Below are 14,888 nucleotides of genomic sequence, written 5' to 3' on the forward strand. Positions count from 1 at the left end.
ACTCCTACTCTCTCTATTTATGATTGGCTTTCCCTTAGCGACGCCATCCAATCGCCGGGCAGACGTACGGCTTCGCGGACGACCCGGGCAAGGTCGAAGCGAGGGATGAGCTCCTGTGGCGATGCGGGCTCCGGGCGATCGGCGACGCCGACCAGCCAAGCCAGATAGCCGACGAGCGTCCGCGGTCCGACGCCGTGATCCCGCAAGCCCGAGAGGGTGACGGACCCGTGACGCTTGGACAATCGGCCGCCGTCGGACCCGAGCAGCAGCGGCGCGTGAGCGAAACGCGGCGGCTTTGCGCCCAGCGCCTCGTACAGCGCGAGCTGGCGCGGCGTCGAATCGAGCAGATCCCAGCCCCGCAGCACGTCGGTCACGCCCATGGCGATGTCGTCGACGACGACGGCGAGTTGGTAGCCGACGATGCCGTCCGCCCGCTTGATGACGAAGTCCCCGCCCGCGCCCGGCGGAAAGGCGACGTGCCCGGCGATCCCGTCGTCGAATGCCCATGGCCGGTCCGGCGGGAGCGCAAAACGCTGCGACGGCGTCTTGCGGGCCGCCCGCTCCTCCCGCTCGGCGCGCGTCAAGCGCCGGCACGCGCCGGCATAGGCCGGGCCTTCGGAAGATAGCCCGTGCGGCGCGCTCGACGCCGAGAGCAGGTCCGCCCGGCTGCAGAAGCACGGATACAGCAGCCCCTTCGCGTCCAGCGCCGCGAGCGCCGCTTCGTAGCGCGAAAGCCGTTCGCTTTGCGCGTAAGGACCGGCGGCGCCGCCGATATCCGGCCCCTCGTCCCAGTCCAGACCGAGCCAGCGCAGCTCGTCCAGGATCGCGTCGGCGGCTTCGGGCTTGCAGCGCGGCTTGTCCAGATCTTCCATGCGCAGCACCATCGTCCCGCCTCGGGCGCGGATCTGGAGCCAGGCGAGCAGCGCCGTCGCCGCGTTGCCCAGATGAAGCCGACCGGACGGCGTCGGCGCGAACCGTCCGCGGATCGGCGTAGAGTCCGGCAGCATGGCTTCCGTCGCTCCTTTCTTTTTTATCGCTATTGTAGCATAATTCGGTTCATATTCAGTTCATATTGATCCGCCATGCTAAGATCATTAACCCGAGGAGCCTCGTCTGGCTCCATCCGATTCGAGCAAAAGAGGGATACGTATGACCGCTCCATTCACATCATCCGCATCATCCGCTTCGCCCGCCTCCTCCGCACCCCCGTCCGGCGCGCGCGCTTCATGGCGTCCGTTCCTGGCGCTGATCCGGCAGACGCGGCCGTCCGTGCCCGTCATCGCCTGCGCGCTCGTTCTGAGCCTCGCGACGGCAGGCGCGGGACTCGTCGTCCCGATGATGACTCGGCGTCTCGTCGACGGCTTCTCCTTCAGCGACATCCGGCCGCTGCAGATCGCGTTTCTCGTCGGCGTCTTCCTGCTGCAAGCCGCATCGAGCGGCATCGCCATCTTCTTGATGAACAAAGTCGGACAGCGCGTCGTCTATCGTCTGCGCGACCGGCTTTGGGCCAAGCTTCTGCGCCTGCCGGTCTCCGAATTCGACCGCAGCCGGACCGGAGAATTGATTAGCAGGATGACGAACGACACCGGCATCGTCCGTTCGCTCATCAGCGAGCATTTGTCGACGCTTGTCTCGAGCATCCTCTCCATCGTCGGTTCGGTCGTGCTGCTGTTCGTGCTCGACTGGCGGATGACGCTCCTGCTGCTCGTCGCCGTCCCGCTTACCGTCGGGGCGCTTGTTCCGCTCGGCCGCGCCATGATCCGGATCTCCCGCTCGATCCAGGACGAGAACGCGAGCTTCACGAACGTGCTCGCCCAAGTGCTGTCCGAGATCCGTCTCGTCAAATCTTCCGGCGCCGAGCCGCTCGAGTACGAGCGCGGCCGTGGCGGCATTCGCCGCTTGTTCCGCCTCGGCGTCAAGGAAGGCTTGGTCACCTCCATCACGGCTCCGCTCATGTCGATCGTCATCATGGCCCTGCTCGTCGTCGTCGTCGGCTACGGCGGCATGCGCGTCTCGTCGGGCGGCATCTCGACCGGAGAGCTTGTCGCCTTCGTGCTATACTTGCTCCAGATCGTCTTCCCGCTCAGTCAGCTGACCACGTTCTTCACCCAGTTTCAAAAGGCGGTCGGCGCAACGGAACGGCTGATCGACCTGCTGGGTCAACCCGAGGAGGACTACGATTCGGGCCAACCTGTCCCGTCCGACGACCGCGAGATCCGCGTGGACGGCGTCACCTTCTCTTACGGCTACGGAGAGCCGGTGCTGCGCGACGTGTCCTTCGCGATCCCGCCAGGCAAAGTGACGGCGCTCGTCGGGCCGAGCGGCAGCGGCAAGACGACGCTGTTCGCGCTGCTGGACCGCTACTACGAGCCTGGTCGGGGGGTGATCCGCTTCGGCGGGACGCCGATCTCGGACTATCGCCTACCCGAATGGCGGAGCAGGATCGGCTACGTATCCCAGGAGAGCCCGCTCGTCTCGGGCTCCGTCCGGGACAACATCGCCTACGGACTCCAGCGCGAGATCGGCGATGAGGAGCTTCGGCGAGCCGCCGCCATGGCGAACGCGGATCGCTTCGTCGCCGAGCTGCCGGACGGCGATCGGACCGAAGTCGGCGAACGGGGCTTGAAGCTGTCCGGCGGCCAGCGACAGCGGATCGGAATCGCCCGCGCGCTGCTCCGCGATCCGCGCATCCTCATGCTCGACGAGGCGACCTCGAGCCTCGACAGCCAATCCGAGGCAGCCGTGCAGGATGCGCTTAGCCGGCTCATGCGGGGGCGTACCACCATCGTCATCGCCCATCGCCTGTCGACCGTCGTCGATGCCGACCAAATCGTTTTCCTGGACCACGGACGCGTCACCGGGATCGGAACGCACGAGGAGCTGTACCGCGGCCACCCCCTTTACCGGCGGTTCGCGGATCAGCAATTCCGCGAGCGAGCGCCGCAGGGCGACCGGACCGGAACGGATAACGCCGCCCTACAACAGCTAACAGAGGAGAGATGGCCATGACCCGACTGCTTGTCGTCGACGACGACCCTCATATCCGCGAACTCGTCCGCGTGTTTCTGGCGAGCGAAGGCTTTGACGTCCGCGAGGCGTCCGACGGCGTCGAAGCGCTCGAACTAATGGCTTCCGTCCAGATCGATCTGGCGATACTCGACGTCATGATGCCGAAGATGGACGGCTGGGAGCTGTGCCGGCAAGTCCGCGAGCATTACGACATGCCGATTCTCATGCTCACCGCCAAAGGAGAAACCTCCCAAAAGGTGAAAGGATTCCAGCTCGGCACCGACGACTATCTGGTCAAGCCGTTCGAACCTGCGGAGCTCGTCGTGCGCGTCAAGGCGCTGCTCAAGCGCTACAAGATCGCCGTTTCCCAGACCGTCCAGTTCGGGAAAGTCCAAATGAACAGGCAAACCTACGATTTGTCGGCGGACGGCAGGTCGCATACGCTGCCGCTCAAGGAATTCGAACTGCTGTTCAAGCTCGGCAGTTACCCGGGCAAAACCTTCTCGCGCGAGCAGTTGATCGAGCAAATCTGGGGCTACGACTACGAAGGGGACGAGAGAACCGTTGACGTCCATATCCGCAGGCTGCGCGAGCGGTTCCCCGAAGACGAATACGGGTTCCGCATTACGACGATCCGCGGGCTCGGCTACCGTTTGGAGGGATTGGCATGAGCGGCCGGCATCGCGGACCGGGCGACCGTCCCGGCGGCAGAGGCGGACCTGCCGACCGTCACGGCGGCAGAGGCGGACCGTTCGGCGTCCGGCGTCCGCCCGAAGACGCGCCAGTTGAAGGTCGGCCGGATCCAGACCGCGCCTCGCGCGGCAGAGGACTGCCGCACGGCAGGGAGTGGCCGCCCCACCGCCCCGAAGCGCAGCGCGGCTTGCCGTCGGATCGCCCGCCGATAGCTCCCCCGCCGCCCGGCCAGCCCCCTTTCGCGCCCCCGCCGCCGAGCCAGCCTCCTTTCGCGCCCCCGCCTCCGGCGGGCCGCCCGCCGGAGGATCGAAACCTGCTCCGCGAGCGCCAGCAGCGCCTGCACCCGGAATTCGGCCGCGGCCGCAAGCCGACCTGGCGTCAGCGCCTCGCCTTGCGGCGCGAGCGGGAGCTCCTCGAGCGGCACCAGCGGGGCGAGCATCCGTACGGTTATCAGCCGAAGTGGTGGCAGATCGCGTTCGGCATGGCCGCTTTCTTGGCGGGATTCTCGATTCTATGGGCACTCGCCCATCTGATCATGCGGATCATCAATCGACTGTGGACGATGCCGATCGCCTTCCGCGAATACGCGACGCTGCTGCTCGCCTTTTTCCTGTTCGGCTCGACGATTACGATCGCCCGTCTCTTCTTCAGGCCCGAACGGCGGGTGATTCAGGTCATGTCCACGATCATCGACGCGATGCAGCGGATGGCGAAGGGCGACTTCAACATCAACGTAGAGGTGCATCCGCGCTTTGCCGGCGAATTTTACGCCATCGTGCAAAACCTGAACCGCATGGCCGCCGAGCTCGGCCAGATCGAGCAAATGCGCCAGGAGTTCATTTCCAACGTCTCTCACGAATTCCAGTCGCCGCTTACGTCGATCAAAGGCTTCACCCAAGCGCTTCAACAGGGCCAGGTCAGCGAGGAGACGCGCAAATACTACCTCAAAATCATCGAAACGGAGAGCGAACGGCTCTCCAGGCTTAGCGACAACCTGCTGAAGCTGACCTCGCTCGAGTCGAAGCACCATCCGTTTCAACCGAAGCCGTTCCGTCTCGACCGTCAGATCCGCCTCGTCGTCCTCTCCTGCGAGCCGCAATGGGTGGACAAACGAATCGAGATGGACATCAGCTTGAGCGAAACTGTTATCGATGCCGATGAAGAGCTGCTCAATCAAGTGTGGATCAACCTGCTCGGCAACAGCATCAAATTTACGCCGGAAGGCGGCACGATCAAGATCGAACTGACCGCAAGCGACGAGGAAGCCCGGATCGTCTTCACCGACTCGGGCATCGGCATCGCGGCCGAAGACCTGCCCCATCTGTTCGAGCGGTTCTACAAAGCCGACAAATCGCGCAATCGGACTTCCGGGGGCAGCGGCCTCGGACTGTCGATCGTTCACAAGATCGTAGACATGCATCGGGGCGGCATCGACGTCGAGAGCACGCCCGGAGATGGAACGTCGTTTGTAGTCACCTTGCCCCGCCGTCAACCGCAAGAAGAAGCGGACTGCTGATCGCAGTCCGCTTCCTTTTTTTGAACGCAGCCAGAAAAAACCCTCCTAAACGGAGGGTAGCAGGATTTGCATCGCGTGTTTGAAAAACAGGGAAATGAGTCCCCGGGCAGAGCTGGTCCCGGTCTTGCGCATCATGAACGCCAGATGGTTTTTGAGCGTCTTCGGGGAAATGAACAGCATGCTGGCGATATCGTCGTTACGCTTGCCTTCCAGGACGAGGATCTTCATGACCTGCGTCTCCCGAGTCGTGAGCTTGTACCGTTTGGCAAAAGAGACGAAGATCGGGCTCAGCATCGTCTGGGATACTTCCTTCGATTGGGCCGGATAAGCTCCGGAAAGCTTGTCGAGTGAGATCACGACACCTATCCCTCCTTCCATCCGTGATCCGACCGTCGGCTGTGCCGCGACGTGTCGTGCGGTTCAGCGTTTCGTTCCTTCGGTCATGGCATGATCTTTCTCTACGTGTATCTGTGCGACGCCGCGGCTCGTTCCGCGGCGAGATGATAGCTGGATGAACCGTCTCGCAACTCCGCGGCCAGGCCGACGAAGCGTTTTGGCCGTTGTCCTTCATCGTCTGAACGTTCATAGGACCGAGATCGCCTTGGCGCGATCATCGCCGTCCGTTTGGCGGTGAGCGTCGCGGCAGCTGCCTCTCATCCTTCCCGTTCATCCATTAATTTCCTCTCCATCATTCGCCCCCGATCGCTGTTGCTATCAATGATCTTCCGTTATCATATAGGACATCCGTTAAATCTTTTGCTTATGAAATTATTTTGCGATTGTTAGTTTCTCTCACAATTTCCTGGAGGATTTGCATGACGCGTTCACTTCGCATTACAATGATGGCGATTCTTGTGCCTGTGACTACCTTGTCGACCCTCATCCTTGGACGCGAGATCGGACGTCTTTGCTTGCGAGGCCATCCGTTTGGCATCTTGGGGGTTGCAATCGCCTTCACGGTGGCGGTCGAAGCGGTGTTCGCATCGCTTTTGTTCCGGTATCTGCTTCGTACGACGTACCCGCTGGAGTCGAGGCTTCGCAGTCTCGAGCAGACCGGTTCGCGGATATCCGACATCGTCGAATCCGCGCAGGATCTTATCCTCTCCTTCGACGATCAAGGGCGCATTTTCTATATGAACCGGGCCGGACTTCGCATGCTCGACATCCCGGCTTTGGACGAGCCCTATCGGGAGCTGCGGCGCTATTTTTCGGCGGACGATGGCGATGCGCTGAACGAAGGTGTCCGAATTGCCGCCGAACGCGGGCACTGGACTCGGGCGATGACGCTCTCGACCAGCGGCGGGCGCACGTTTCCCGCTTCGATCACCATGGTGTCCCATGGCACCGAAGGACCGGAAATCTATTACTCGGCCATCGGCCGCGACATTTCCGAGCAGGCGCTGATCGAAGAGAGCCTCCGGCGATCGATGGAGCAAGCGGACCGGATTCATCGGGAGAAAAGCCAATTCCTCGCGTGGGCCGGCCACGAGATCCGCACGCCGCTGCATGCCGCAATCGGGCTGCTGCGTCTGATCGACCGCGGCGAGATGTCCCCGCTCCATCGGGAATACGTGGATCAGGTCGAGATGACGAGCCGGCAACTGCTGCAGACGCTAAACGCGATGCTTGACCTGTCGCGGCTGGAGGCGGATATCCCGACGGTCGAGACGCAGTCGTTTCCGTTCGACGAATGGATGCTGAAGCTGGAGCGGACGATGCGCCTGCTGCTCGGGACGAAGCCGCTCGACTTGCGCATCCGGATCGATCCCGGCATTCCCGAGCTGCTCGTCGGAGACGCTTGCCTGCTGGAGCAGGCGATCACCAATCTCGTCGGCAACGCCGTCAAGTTCACCTCGCGCGGCATGATCGAGCTGACGATCTCCCTCGAGGAAGACACGGGAGACCGGTCCGTGCTCTCCTTCGAGGTTCGGGACACCGGCATCGGCATGACCGAAGAGCAGCTGCGGTGGCTGTACAAGCCGTACTGGCAGGCCGATCCCGCGATCGCCCGCGAATTCGGCGGAACCGGGCTCGGACTTGTCATTACCAAAAAAATCGTGGAGCGAATTGGGGGAACGTTGACGGAATCCAGTATGCCCGGCGTCGGCACGACTTTCCGCATCACGATGCCGTTCGCGCGCGACGAAGCTGCGACGGAGCTGCCTCCGCTTCCCTGCAGCGTCTTATACATCCATCACGAGGAGAGCGTTCGGGCGCAGATGGTGACCCTGCTCTCCTCCTTCTGCGAAGCGTCCTGCGCGACCGGGTGGGAGGACGTGTTCGCCACACCTGGCAAGGAAAGCGTCTGCGACTGGATTCTGGTCGATCTGGACGCGCGGGATGCGCGGGGCATCGACGCTTGGCAGCGGTGGAAGCGGGCTGCCGACGATCGCGGCATTTCGCTTGTCGCCTACGCGAACATGCACGATCGTCAGAGGCTGTACCGGCTGGCGGACCCGCTGCAGCCGGACGCCATCCTCCTGAAGCCGGCCGGCAAGCTGAGCCTGTATCGGGAATTTCTGAAGCGGAAACCGCCGCATCGGCATCTTCCCGACTGCCTGCCGGACGCCGTCCCTCCTGCGGATTCGGATGCGATCGCGTTAGTCGGAAACGTGCTGCTCGTCGAGGACCATGAGATCAACCGGATGGTCGCGAGGCGCATGCTGGAAAACCTTGGCTGCAAGGTCGACGTCGCGGCGTCCGGCACGATCGCGCTTCGGCGGCTCGCCAACGAAAGCTACGATCTGATCCTCATGGATCTCCATATGCCCGACTTCGACGGCGTGGCTACCGCGCAGGAGATTCGCCGGAATCCGGCGCTCGAAGCGATCCCCATCGTGGTTTTGACGGCGGACACGACGCTCCTGCAGCATCGGCGCTGCTATGATGCGGGCATTCAGGAAGTATGCCTGAAGCCTTACGAACCGTCTCGGCTGCGTTGTATCCTGCACCGCTGGCTGCCGGCTGGCGGTCAAGCGGATCAGCCGACGAAACAAGAAGAAGCCGGCGCGTGGCCCCCCGAACTCCCCGGCATGCACGCTTCGCAAGCGATCGCTCGCCTGGAAGGCAACGTCGTCTTCTATGCGAGAATGCTGGACAAATTCCGCACGCGGCACCGGGACGTCGCCCGCGAGCTGGCCGACGAGCTCGCCCGCGAAGATTGGCCGTCCGCACGGCGACGTCTTCACTCGCTTCGCGGCGCGGCGAGCCATTTGTCGCTTTACGGCGTTTACGAAGCAGCGACGGCGCTGGAGATGCTGCTCGCGGGGGAAAATCCCGAGCCGCCGTCTCCGTCGCCGGAGAAGCAGTTGTCCCAATTGTCGAATCAACTCGAAACTGCGTTCCGTTCGATCGCGAATTTTGAAGAAAGTGTTAGGTTTTTTCATCATTCTTGAAATGTAGGTGGAGAGAGTCCTTGACGAAGATCCTAATCATTGAGGATGATCCGATCGTAGGCGAGATGTTGACCCTGTACCTCGCCGAGGAGGGGTTCGAGGTGAGGCGCGTCGAAACGGCGCGCGCGGGGTTTCGGGAGCTCGAAACGTACAGCCCGGACGTGCTCATCCTCGATCTGGTGCTGCCCGATGCCGAAGGTACGGAGCTATGTGCCCAATTTCGACAACATTCGCAGGTGCCGATGATCGTGACGTCCATGAAAACCGCCGTCGCCGACCGTATCCAGGCGATCAGCTCGGGGGCAGACGACTACCTATGCAAGCCGTTCAGCATGCAGGAGCTCAAGGTTCGGATTCAAGCGCTTCTCCGCCGCACCTTGATCCGCCACCCGCACGGTGGCGATACCTCGGGCGAAGCCGCGGATGCCGCGCGGATATCGCTCGACACGGAACGCCGGACGATTCTGCTGAACGGACAGCCGATCGAGACGACGTTCTCGGAATACGAGATGATGAAGCTGTTCTGCCAGCATCCGGGACGGGTGTTCACCCGAGAGGAATTGCTGAACGCGGTTCGAGGCATCGATTCCATCGTAAGCGCCCGCGCGATGGACGTCCATATTACGCATCTGCGGCGCAAGCTCGAAGATAACCCCAAAGAGCCCCGACACATCAAGACCGTGTGGGGCGTAGGATATAAATTTCTTTATTAGGCGCGAGCCTCGGAAGCTTCCAGCAGCGTCTTGTTCGGCAGATAGTGCAGCGAACGGATGAAGCGAATCGTACGGGTGGAGCTGCGCATGACGATCGAATGCGTCTCCGCCCGCCGATCGGCCAAGTAGCGGACGCCGCCGAGGAATTCGCCCGGCGTTACGCCGGTCGCGGCGAAGATGACGTCCCCGGTGCCGACCATATCCGCCATCGTAAGCACGCGGTACGGATCGGAGATCCCCATTTGAACGCAGCGATTGTATTCGTTGCCGTCCGCGGGCATGAGCCTTCCTTGCAGCTCGCCGCCCAGACACTGGAGCGCCGCCGCGGCGAGGACGCCTTCGGGCGCGCCGCCGGAGCCGACGTATAGATCGATGCCCGCCTCCGGAAAGGCGGGCGCCATCGCGCCGGCCACGTCGCCGTCGGACAGGAACTTGATGCGGACGCCCGCCTTGCGAAGGCAGCGGACGAGCGACTCGTGACGGATACGGTCGAGGATCATGACCGTGAGGTCCGGAATCTTCTTGCCGAGCGCCTCCGCGGCTTTGCGGAGCGTCGTCTCGATTGGATCCGTCAGGCTCAGCTTGCCCGCCAGAGCCGGGCCGACGGCCAGCTTTTCCATATACATATCCGGCGCGTGCAGCAGATTTCCTTTGCTCGCCACGGCGATGACGGACATGGCGTTGTTCAGCCCTTTGGCCACGATCTCCGTGCCTTCGAGCGGATCGACGGCGACATCCACCTCCGGACCGTTGGCGCTGCCTACCGCTTCGCCGATATAGAGCATCGGCGCCTCGTCCATCTCGCCTTCCCCGATGACGACCGTCCCTTGAATCGAAACGGTATCGAACATGGCCCGCATTGCGGCGGTCGCCGCGCCGTCGGCTCCGTGTTTGTCTCCCCGACCCATCCAGGGCGCCGAAGCCAGCGCCGCCAGCTCCGTGACACGTACGATTTCAAGCGCAAGCTCTCTCTCCATTCGGTTGTCCTCCCCATTCGATCGTGCAGAGCTTCATACGGCCTGTGTGGACATTACTCGAGCAGCGACATGATCAGGCCTGCGGTCTCTTCGATCGCGCGCTCCGTCACGTCGATGACGGGGCAGCCCAGCCGTTCCATGATCTCCTCGGCAAAGCGCAGCTCCTGCTCGATTCGCGCAAACGAGGCGTAGTGCGCGTGAACCGGAAGCCCGAGCGCCCGCAACCGCTCTGCGCGAATGCTGAGCAGCCGATCGGGCTTCATCGACAAGCCGACGATCAGCCGGTCCGAACTCATGAACAGCTCCTCCGGCGGCTTGACCTCCGGCGTCAGCGGGTAATTCGCGGTCTTGATGCCCTTGTGTGCCAAAAAGACGCTGAGCGGGGTCTTCGACGTTCGAGAAACGCCGATTAGGACAACCTGGGCCTGCAGCAGCCCGCGAGCATCCTTCCCGTCGTCGTAGCGTACGGCGAACTCGACGGCTTCGATCTTGCGGAAGTAATGATCGTCCATCTCGTGCAGCAAGCCGGGCTCATACTTCGGTGCGTCGTCGAACGCGTCGATGAATGCCTGCATCATCGGACCCATGACGTCGACCGCCCGCACGCCGCGGCGGATCGCTTCCTCCCGCATCGTATCGCGCAGCTCCGGCTGCACCAGCGTATACGCGACAAAGCCGCCGGTCTCGGCCGCCTCTGCGATGATCGCCCGCACTTCGTCTTCCTCTTTTACATGGCCGTATCGCTTGATCTTCACCTGCGCGGTCGCGAATTGCCGCATGGTCGCCTTGGCGACGGCTTCGGCTGTCTCGCCGACCGCGTCCGAGCAGACGTAGATCGTCTTGTGACGGTCTGCCGACATGGTCATTCCCCCTGCGACGACAATGCCGTGGCCAGCTCGACCAACGCTTGCGTCAAATTCGTCTTCGTGATCCGCCCTACCACTTCGTATCCGGCGCTGCCGTCCGCCGCCTCGCCGTTCGGCCGCACGACGGGCAGGCTGCCCACTTGGTGGACCATCATCCGACGGGCGGCCTCCGCGATCGAGTCCTCCGGCGACACGGTCACGAGTTGGGCATGCTTCGTCATGACCATCCGGATCGGAATGGCGCCCGCGCCCACGTTCCCGATCGCGACCTTGAGCAGATCCTTCGGCGTCACCATGCCGATCAGCCGACCCTCCTCGTTCGTCACGATCAAGCTGCCCGCGTTGTCGACGAACAGGCTGATGACGGCGTCGTTCACCGTGGCATCCTCCCGGATGACGACGGGCCGGCTCATGCGGTCCTTCACTTTCCAATCGTGCAGCCGGCGCTGCATGCCGCTCTCGGGCTTCAGCGCACCTCCGGCAAAGTATCCGACCTTCGGTTTCGCATCGACGAAGCCGAGCATGACGAGGACGGACAAGTCCGAGCGGATCGTCGGGCGGCTGACGCCGAGCAGCTCGGCGATTTGCTCGCCTGTGATCGGGGCGTGCTGCCGGACAAGCTTGATAATTTCCAGTTGGCGCGGCGTAAGTTCGATGGTCTCCCCCTCCTTCCCGTTCCGGACACTCGGGATCGCCTTGGTTTTCCGGACTCGCGCGAATGATGGCAAGCTATTTATGATATACCATATCTTGATTTATGACACAATATATAATTTATATAGTGTGATATAAATAACGAATACAATGTCGCCTTCGCCGCGAACTAGTAAAAACGGCATCGCCGTCCTCTAAGGACGGCGATGCCGTTTTTACTAGTGACTTTGATATCCATTTTGTAACGCGTTATTTTTGGGTCGATCTACTGGATTCCATACTGGCATTGTAGAGCGTGCGCGATCGAATATTTAACGCGGTGAAGCGGTAAGCTCCTTCGCTTCCACTGGGCTTCCGCTCGCACGATAGGCGGCCCGATTCCATAGCGCAAAGGCAGCCGATATCGCAAACAGCACTGCCGCCGCGACGTATGCGGCTTGAATACCCGCCAAATCGCTCACTGCGCTCATGGCGAAGACGGAGATACCGAATGTAGCGTACAGCACGGTTCCATGGGCCGAAAACACCCGGGGAAGGACCGCCGCATCGACGTTTTTCTGAAACAGCGTCCGCTTGGCGATATCCTTCATCTGGAAAGGCGGTCCCAGCAATAAGCTCATCGCGAGCGCAATCCATGGATTCTGAGCGAACGCGAAAGCGAGCGTGATCGCGCCGAAGGCGACGGCGCCACCGATCGCAAAAAGGCCGAGCGAGCGGTCGATCCGGCGGGAAATGGAGAGCGCGAGCAAGCCGCCCGCGATCGCCCCGATCAAGTAGCTGGCGTTGATAAATCCCCACCACTCCTCTCCCCGGTGCAGCCGCTCCCGCACGAACACGAGCATGAGCGCGCCCGCCCAGACGCCGCCCGCGACCCCTTCGATCACTTCGGTGACCACCACGGTGCGCAATAGCGGCGATCGCCAGATGACGACCCAGCCGCCGCGGATCGCCTGCCACCCGGATTCCGGCCGATCGTCCGGCACCGCACCCGGCCGCCGTGGCTCCCGGATGCCGAGCACGGCAGCGAGCGCCAGCACGAACAAGCCCGCAGCCAGCCATAGGACGCCTCCCGGTCCGATCACGGCTGCCAGCGTGCCGCCGAGTGCCCAGCCTGCGAATTGAGCACTCTGATCCGTCGCGGAGAGGTAGCCGTTCGCCTGGACGAGCCGTGCCTCCGGGACGAGTCTCGGCAGGAGCGAGTTGCGCCCGGGCGCGACAACGCCTTCGGCAAGCGAAGCGAGCGCAATCAGCGCGAAGAGGAGTGGCAACGAGACTGCGCCGATCCCGCTGGCGGCGTACATCGCCAACAAAAGCAGAAACAAAGTCTGCCCGCCTTGCGCCGCCTTCAACAGAGCGGCGAGCGGGTATCGGCGGATGGCGAGCGGCGCCAGGATGCCGCTGACGAGCAGCCCGCCCATTCGAACGATCGGGACGAGCGCGGTCCAAGTGGCCGCGCCGGTCTCCCGGTAGACGAGCGTAACGAGGGCGATCACGTAAAAAGCGTCGCCGAACAAGGCCAGCGACTGCGAGGCCCAGAGCATGCCGAATCCTGCTCGGAATTTCATACGAATCCAAACTCCCCTTTGCTATTCCATTCGAGCGAAGCCTGCGATATGGGCGCGATGGATCGCGCGGGGGAGACAGGTCAAATCGGGAAACGGTTCATGCGGGCGCTCCTTTTTTCGTCATTGGACAGCAACGATACTGTAGCATAGGGTTGCCGAATAGGGAAGATCCGGACGGCTAGCAAAACTTTCGAAATTTGATCCATCTTTCGCGTTCAAATCGTATATGATAATAGAAGACCGTTGGCGCCGGCTTTTGGCCGCTTCGGGCGACGGCTGCCGCGGACGAAATCACCTTTTAGACGGAGTGTACACCTTTATGATCAATTGGCAAAATTGGAAGCAAGCGAAACCCCTTCTCTGGATGCTCGCCATCCCGGGTCTGGGCATCATCTACACGATTTCGAACCGCGCCGGCATGCACGTTTTTTCGCTGTCGACGCGTCTGGACGATATGACGCCGTTCGTGCCGGCGTTCGTGCTCCCGTATTCGCTATGGTATCCCTTTCTCGCGGTCGTGCTGATCGGTTTGTTCCGGAAGGACCCGCGCCTTTATTTCCGGACGCTCGCCGCCCTTTGCATGGGGATGGTGACCAGTTATATCGTCTATGTCTTCTTCCAGACGACCGTCGTTCGCCCGGAAGTGCCGCAATCGCCCTATTGGAGCTCCGCGCTGCTCAACTTCGTGTACGCCAACGACATGCCCTACAACTGTTTTCCGAGCATCCACGTGCTGACGAGCTATCTGATGATCAAAGCTTGCCGTCCTTTCGGACTTGCCGCGCGGGGGATGATCGCGCTGACGGGCACGGCGATCATCGTTTCGACCGTACTCATCAAGCAGCATGTCATCGTCGACGTGGCGGGCGGCATCCTGCTCGCGGAAATCGTCTATGTCGCCGCCGACTGGGTGCTGCGCCAGACGCTGGATCGGTCGAAGGCTCGGGCGGCCGATAGCTACGCCCTCTCCGAAGACCGGTGATCCCGGCCCCTCACTTCACGAGACGCAGGATCGAGCGGCTCGTTTCCGGATCCAGCTGAGCGTAAGCGCCGGTCGGATCGAGCACGACCTCCACCCTGTCGTCCTTCGGCGTCCGCCAAATGTCGAATACGACCCGGTTCGCCGACGAGCCGGGAATCGTATTTTCGAAGGCGATCCGGTAATCCGATGTCCGCGACATCGATACGATCGCCGTGCTGCCGTCGACGACGCTCCGCAGCAGCGCCTCCGCTTGCGAGACCCGGTCCGGCTCCCGTATTTCTTTGTATATCTTGTATCGGTCCCCGTCCGGCCTGCTCACTTGAATGATCCGATCGCTCTCCCTCAGCTCCGCTTTGGAAGCGCAAGCCGCCAGTACGGCGACGAGCGCGATGCAGGCGACCGCGCATGGCAACCACTTCCGCTTGTTCAATGCAGACCTCCCCTTCCTTATTTTACCTATAAAATAGGACGCTGCCGGCTGCCGGAAGGTTGCCTGTCCGAATAAAAAAAACCGCTCG

General features: G+C 62.2%; 13 protein-coding genes. 6 read left to right on the forward strand and 7 right to left on the reverse strand.

The genetic code is table 11. From position 1 onward, the window contains the following. Positions 1-17 precede the first annotated feature (17 nt). Positions 18-1,007 carry a tRNA glutamyl-Q(34) synthetase GluQRS gene (gene gluQRS, locus LKX83_RS08430; RefSeq protein ID WP_227881733.1) on the reverse strand — a complete coding sequence of 330 codons (990 nt, stop codon included), beginning with the start codon at positions 1,005-1,007 and terminating at the stop codon, positions 18-20. A 142-nt stretch (positions 1,008-1,149) separates the two neighbouring features. On the opposite strand from gluQRS, the gene LKX83_RS08435 reads away from it, so the two are divergent. From LKX83_RS08435 to LKX83_RS08445, 3 genes are read left to right on the forward strand one after another with little or no spacing between them, the layout of a single operon-like run. Next, positions 1,150-3,009, forward strand: coding sequence for an ABC transporter ATP-binding protein (locus LKX83_RS08435; RefSeq protein WP_227881734.1), 1,860 nt, complete (start codon positions 1,150-1,152; stop codon positions 3,007-3,009). After that, positions 3,006-3,680 carry a response regulator transcription factor gene (locus tag LKX83_RS08440; protein ID WP_227881735.1) on the forward strand — a complete coding sequence of 225 codons (675 nt, stop codon included), beginning with the start codon at positions 3,006-3,008 and terminating at the stop codon, positions 3,678-3,680. Before LKX83_RS08435 ends, LKX83_RS08440 begins: the two co-directional genes overlap by 4 nt. Next, positions 3,677-5,218, forward strand: a complete 1,542-nt coding sequence (locus LKX83_RS08445; RefSeq protein ID WP_227881736.1) for a sensor histidine kinase — start codon at positions 3,677-3,679, stop codon at positions 5,216-5,218. Before LKX83_RS08440 ends, LKX83_RS08445 begins: the two co-directional genes overlap by 4 nt. Positions 5,219-5,263: 45 nt before the next feature. On the opposite strand, the gene LKX83_RS08450 is transcribed toward LKX83_RS08445, so the two are convergent. Next, positions 5,264-5,575, reverse strand: a complete 312-nt coding sequence (locus LKX83_RS08450; RefSeq protein WP_227881737.1) for a helix-turn-helix transcriptional regulator — start codon at positions 5,573-5,575, stop codon at positions 5,264-5,266. Between the two features lie 458 nt (positions 5,576-6,033). Between LKX83_RS08450 and LKX83_RS08455 the strand changes: the two genes are divergently transcribed. Continuing rightward, a complete protein-coding gene (locus LKX83_RS08455) occupies positions 6,034-8,613 on the forward strand; it encodes a response regulator (protein ID WP_227881738.1) in 2,580 nt (859 codons plus the stop codon). Positions 8,614-8,633: 20 nt separating this feature from the next. Next, entirely contained in the window at positions 8,634-9,326 is a 693-nt protein-coding gene (locus LKX83_RS08460) for a response regulator transcription factor (protein WP_227881739.1), read from the forward strand. On the opposite strand, the gene glpX is transcribed toward LKX83_RS08460, so the two are convergent. From glpX to LKX83_RS08480, 4 genes are all read right to left on the reverse strand, one after another. Then, positions 9,323-10,303 carry a class II fructose-bisphosphatase gene (gene glpX / locus LKX83_RS08465; protein WP_227881740.1) on the reverse strand — a complete coding sequence of 327 codons (981 nt, stop codon included), beginning with the start codon at positions 10,301-10,303 and terminating at the stop codon, positions 9,323-9,325. The two genes, LKX83_RS08460 and glpX, sit on opposite strands and share 4 nt — an antisense overlap. A gap of 53 nt (positions 10,304-10,356) precedes the next feature. After that, entirely contained in the window at positions 10,357-11,163 is an 807-nt protein-coding gene (locus LKX83_RS08470; RefSeq protein ID WP_227881741.1) for a pyruvate, water dikinase regulatory protein, read from the reverse strand. A gap of 2 nt (positions 11,164-11,165) precedes the next feature. Further along, positions 11,166-11,897 carry a helix-turn-helix transcriptional regulator gene (locus tag LKX83_RS08475; RefSeq protein WP_255654408.1) on the reverse strand — a complete coding sequence of 244 codons (732 nt, stop codon included), beginning with the start codon at positions 11,895-11,897 and terminating at the stop codon, positions 11,166-11,168. Positions 11,898-12,134: 237 nt separating this feature from the next. Further along, positions 12,135-13,388, reverse strand: a complete 1,254-nt coding sequence (locus LKX83_RS08480; RefSeq protein ID WP_227881742.1) for an MFS transporter — start codon at positions 13,386-13,388, stop codon at positions 12,135-12,137. A 319-nt stretch (positions 13,389-13,707) separates the two neighbouring features. On the opposite strand from LKX83_RS08480, the gene LKX83_RS08485 reads away from it, so the two are divergent. Next, positions 13,708-14,370: a phosphatase PAP2 family protein gene (locus LKX83_RS08485; protein WP_227881743.1), complete on the forward strand. Its 663-nt coding sequence runs from the start codon at positions 13,708-13,710 to the stop codon at positions 14,368-14,370. A 10-nt stretch (positions 14,371-14,380) separates the two neighbouring features. On the opposite strand, the gene LKX83_RS08490 is transcribed toward LKX83_RS08485, so the two are convergent. Continuing rightward, positions 14,381-14,800, reverse strand: a complete 420-nt coding sequence (locus LKX83_RS08490; protein WP_227881744.1) for a hypothetical protein — start codon at positions 14,798-14,800, stop codon at positions 14,381-14,383. Between the last annotated feature and the right edge of the window lie 88 nt (positions 14,801-14,888).

Origin of the sequence: Cohnella baijiui (assembly GCF_020731285.1) — a bacterium.
Lineage (GTDB): Bacteria > Bacillota > Bacilli > Paenibacillales > Paenibacillaceae > Cohnella.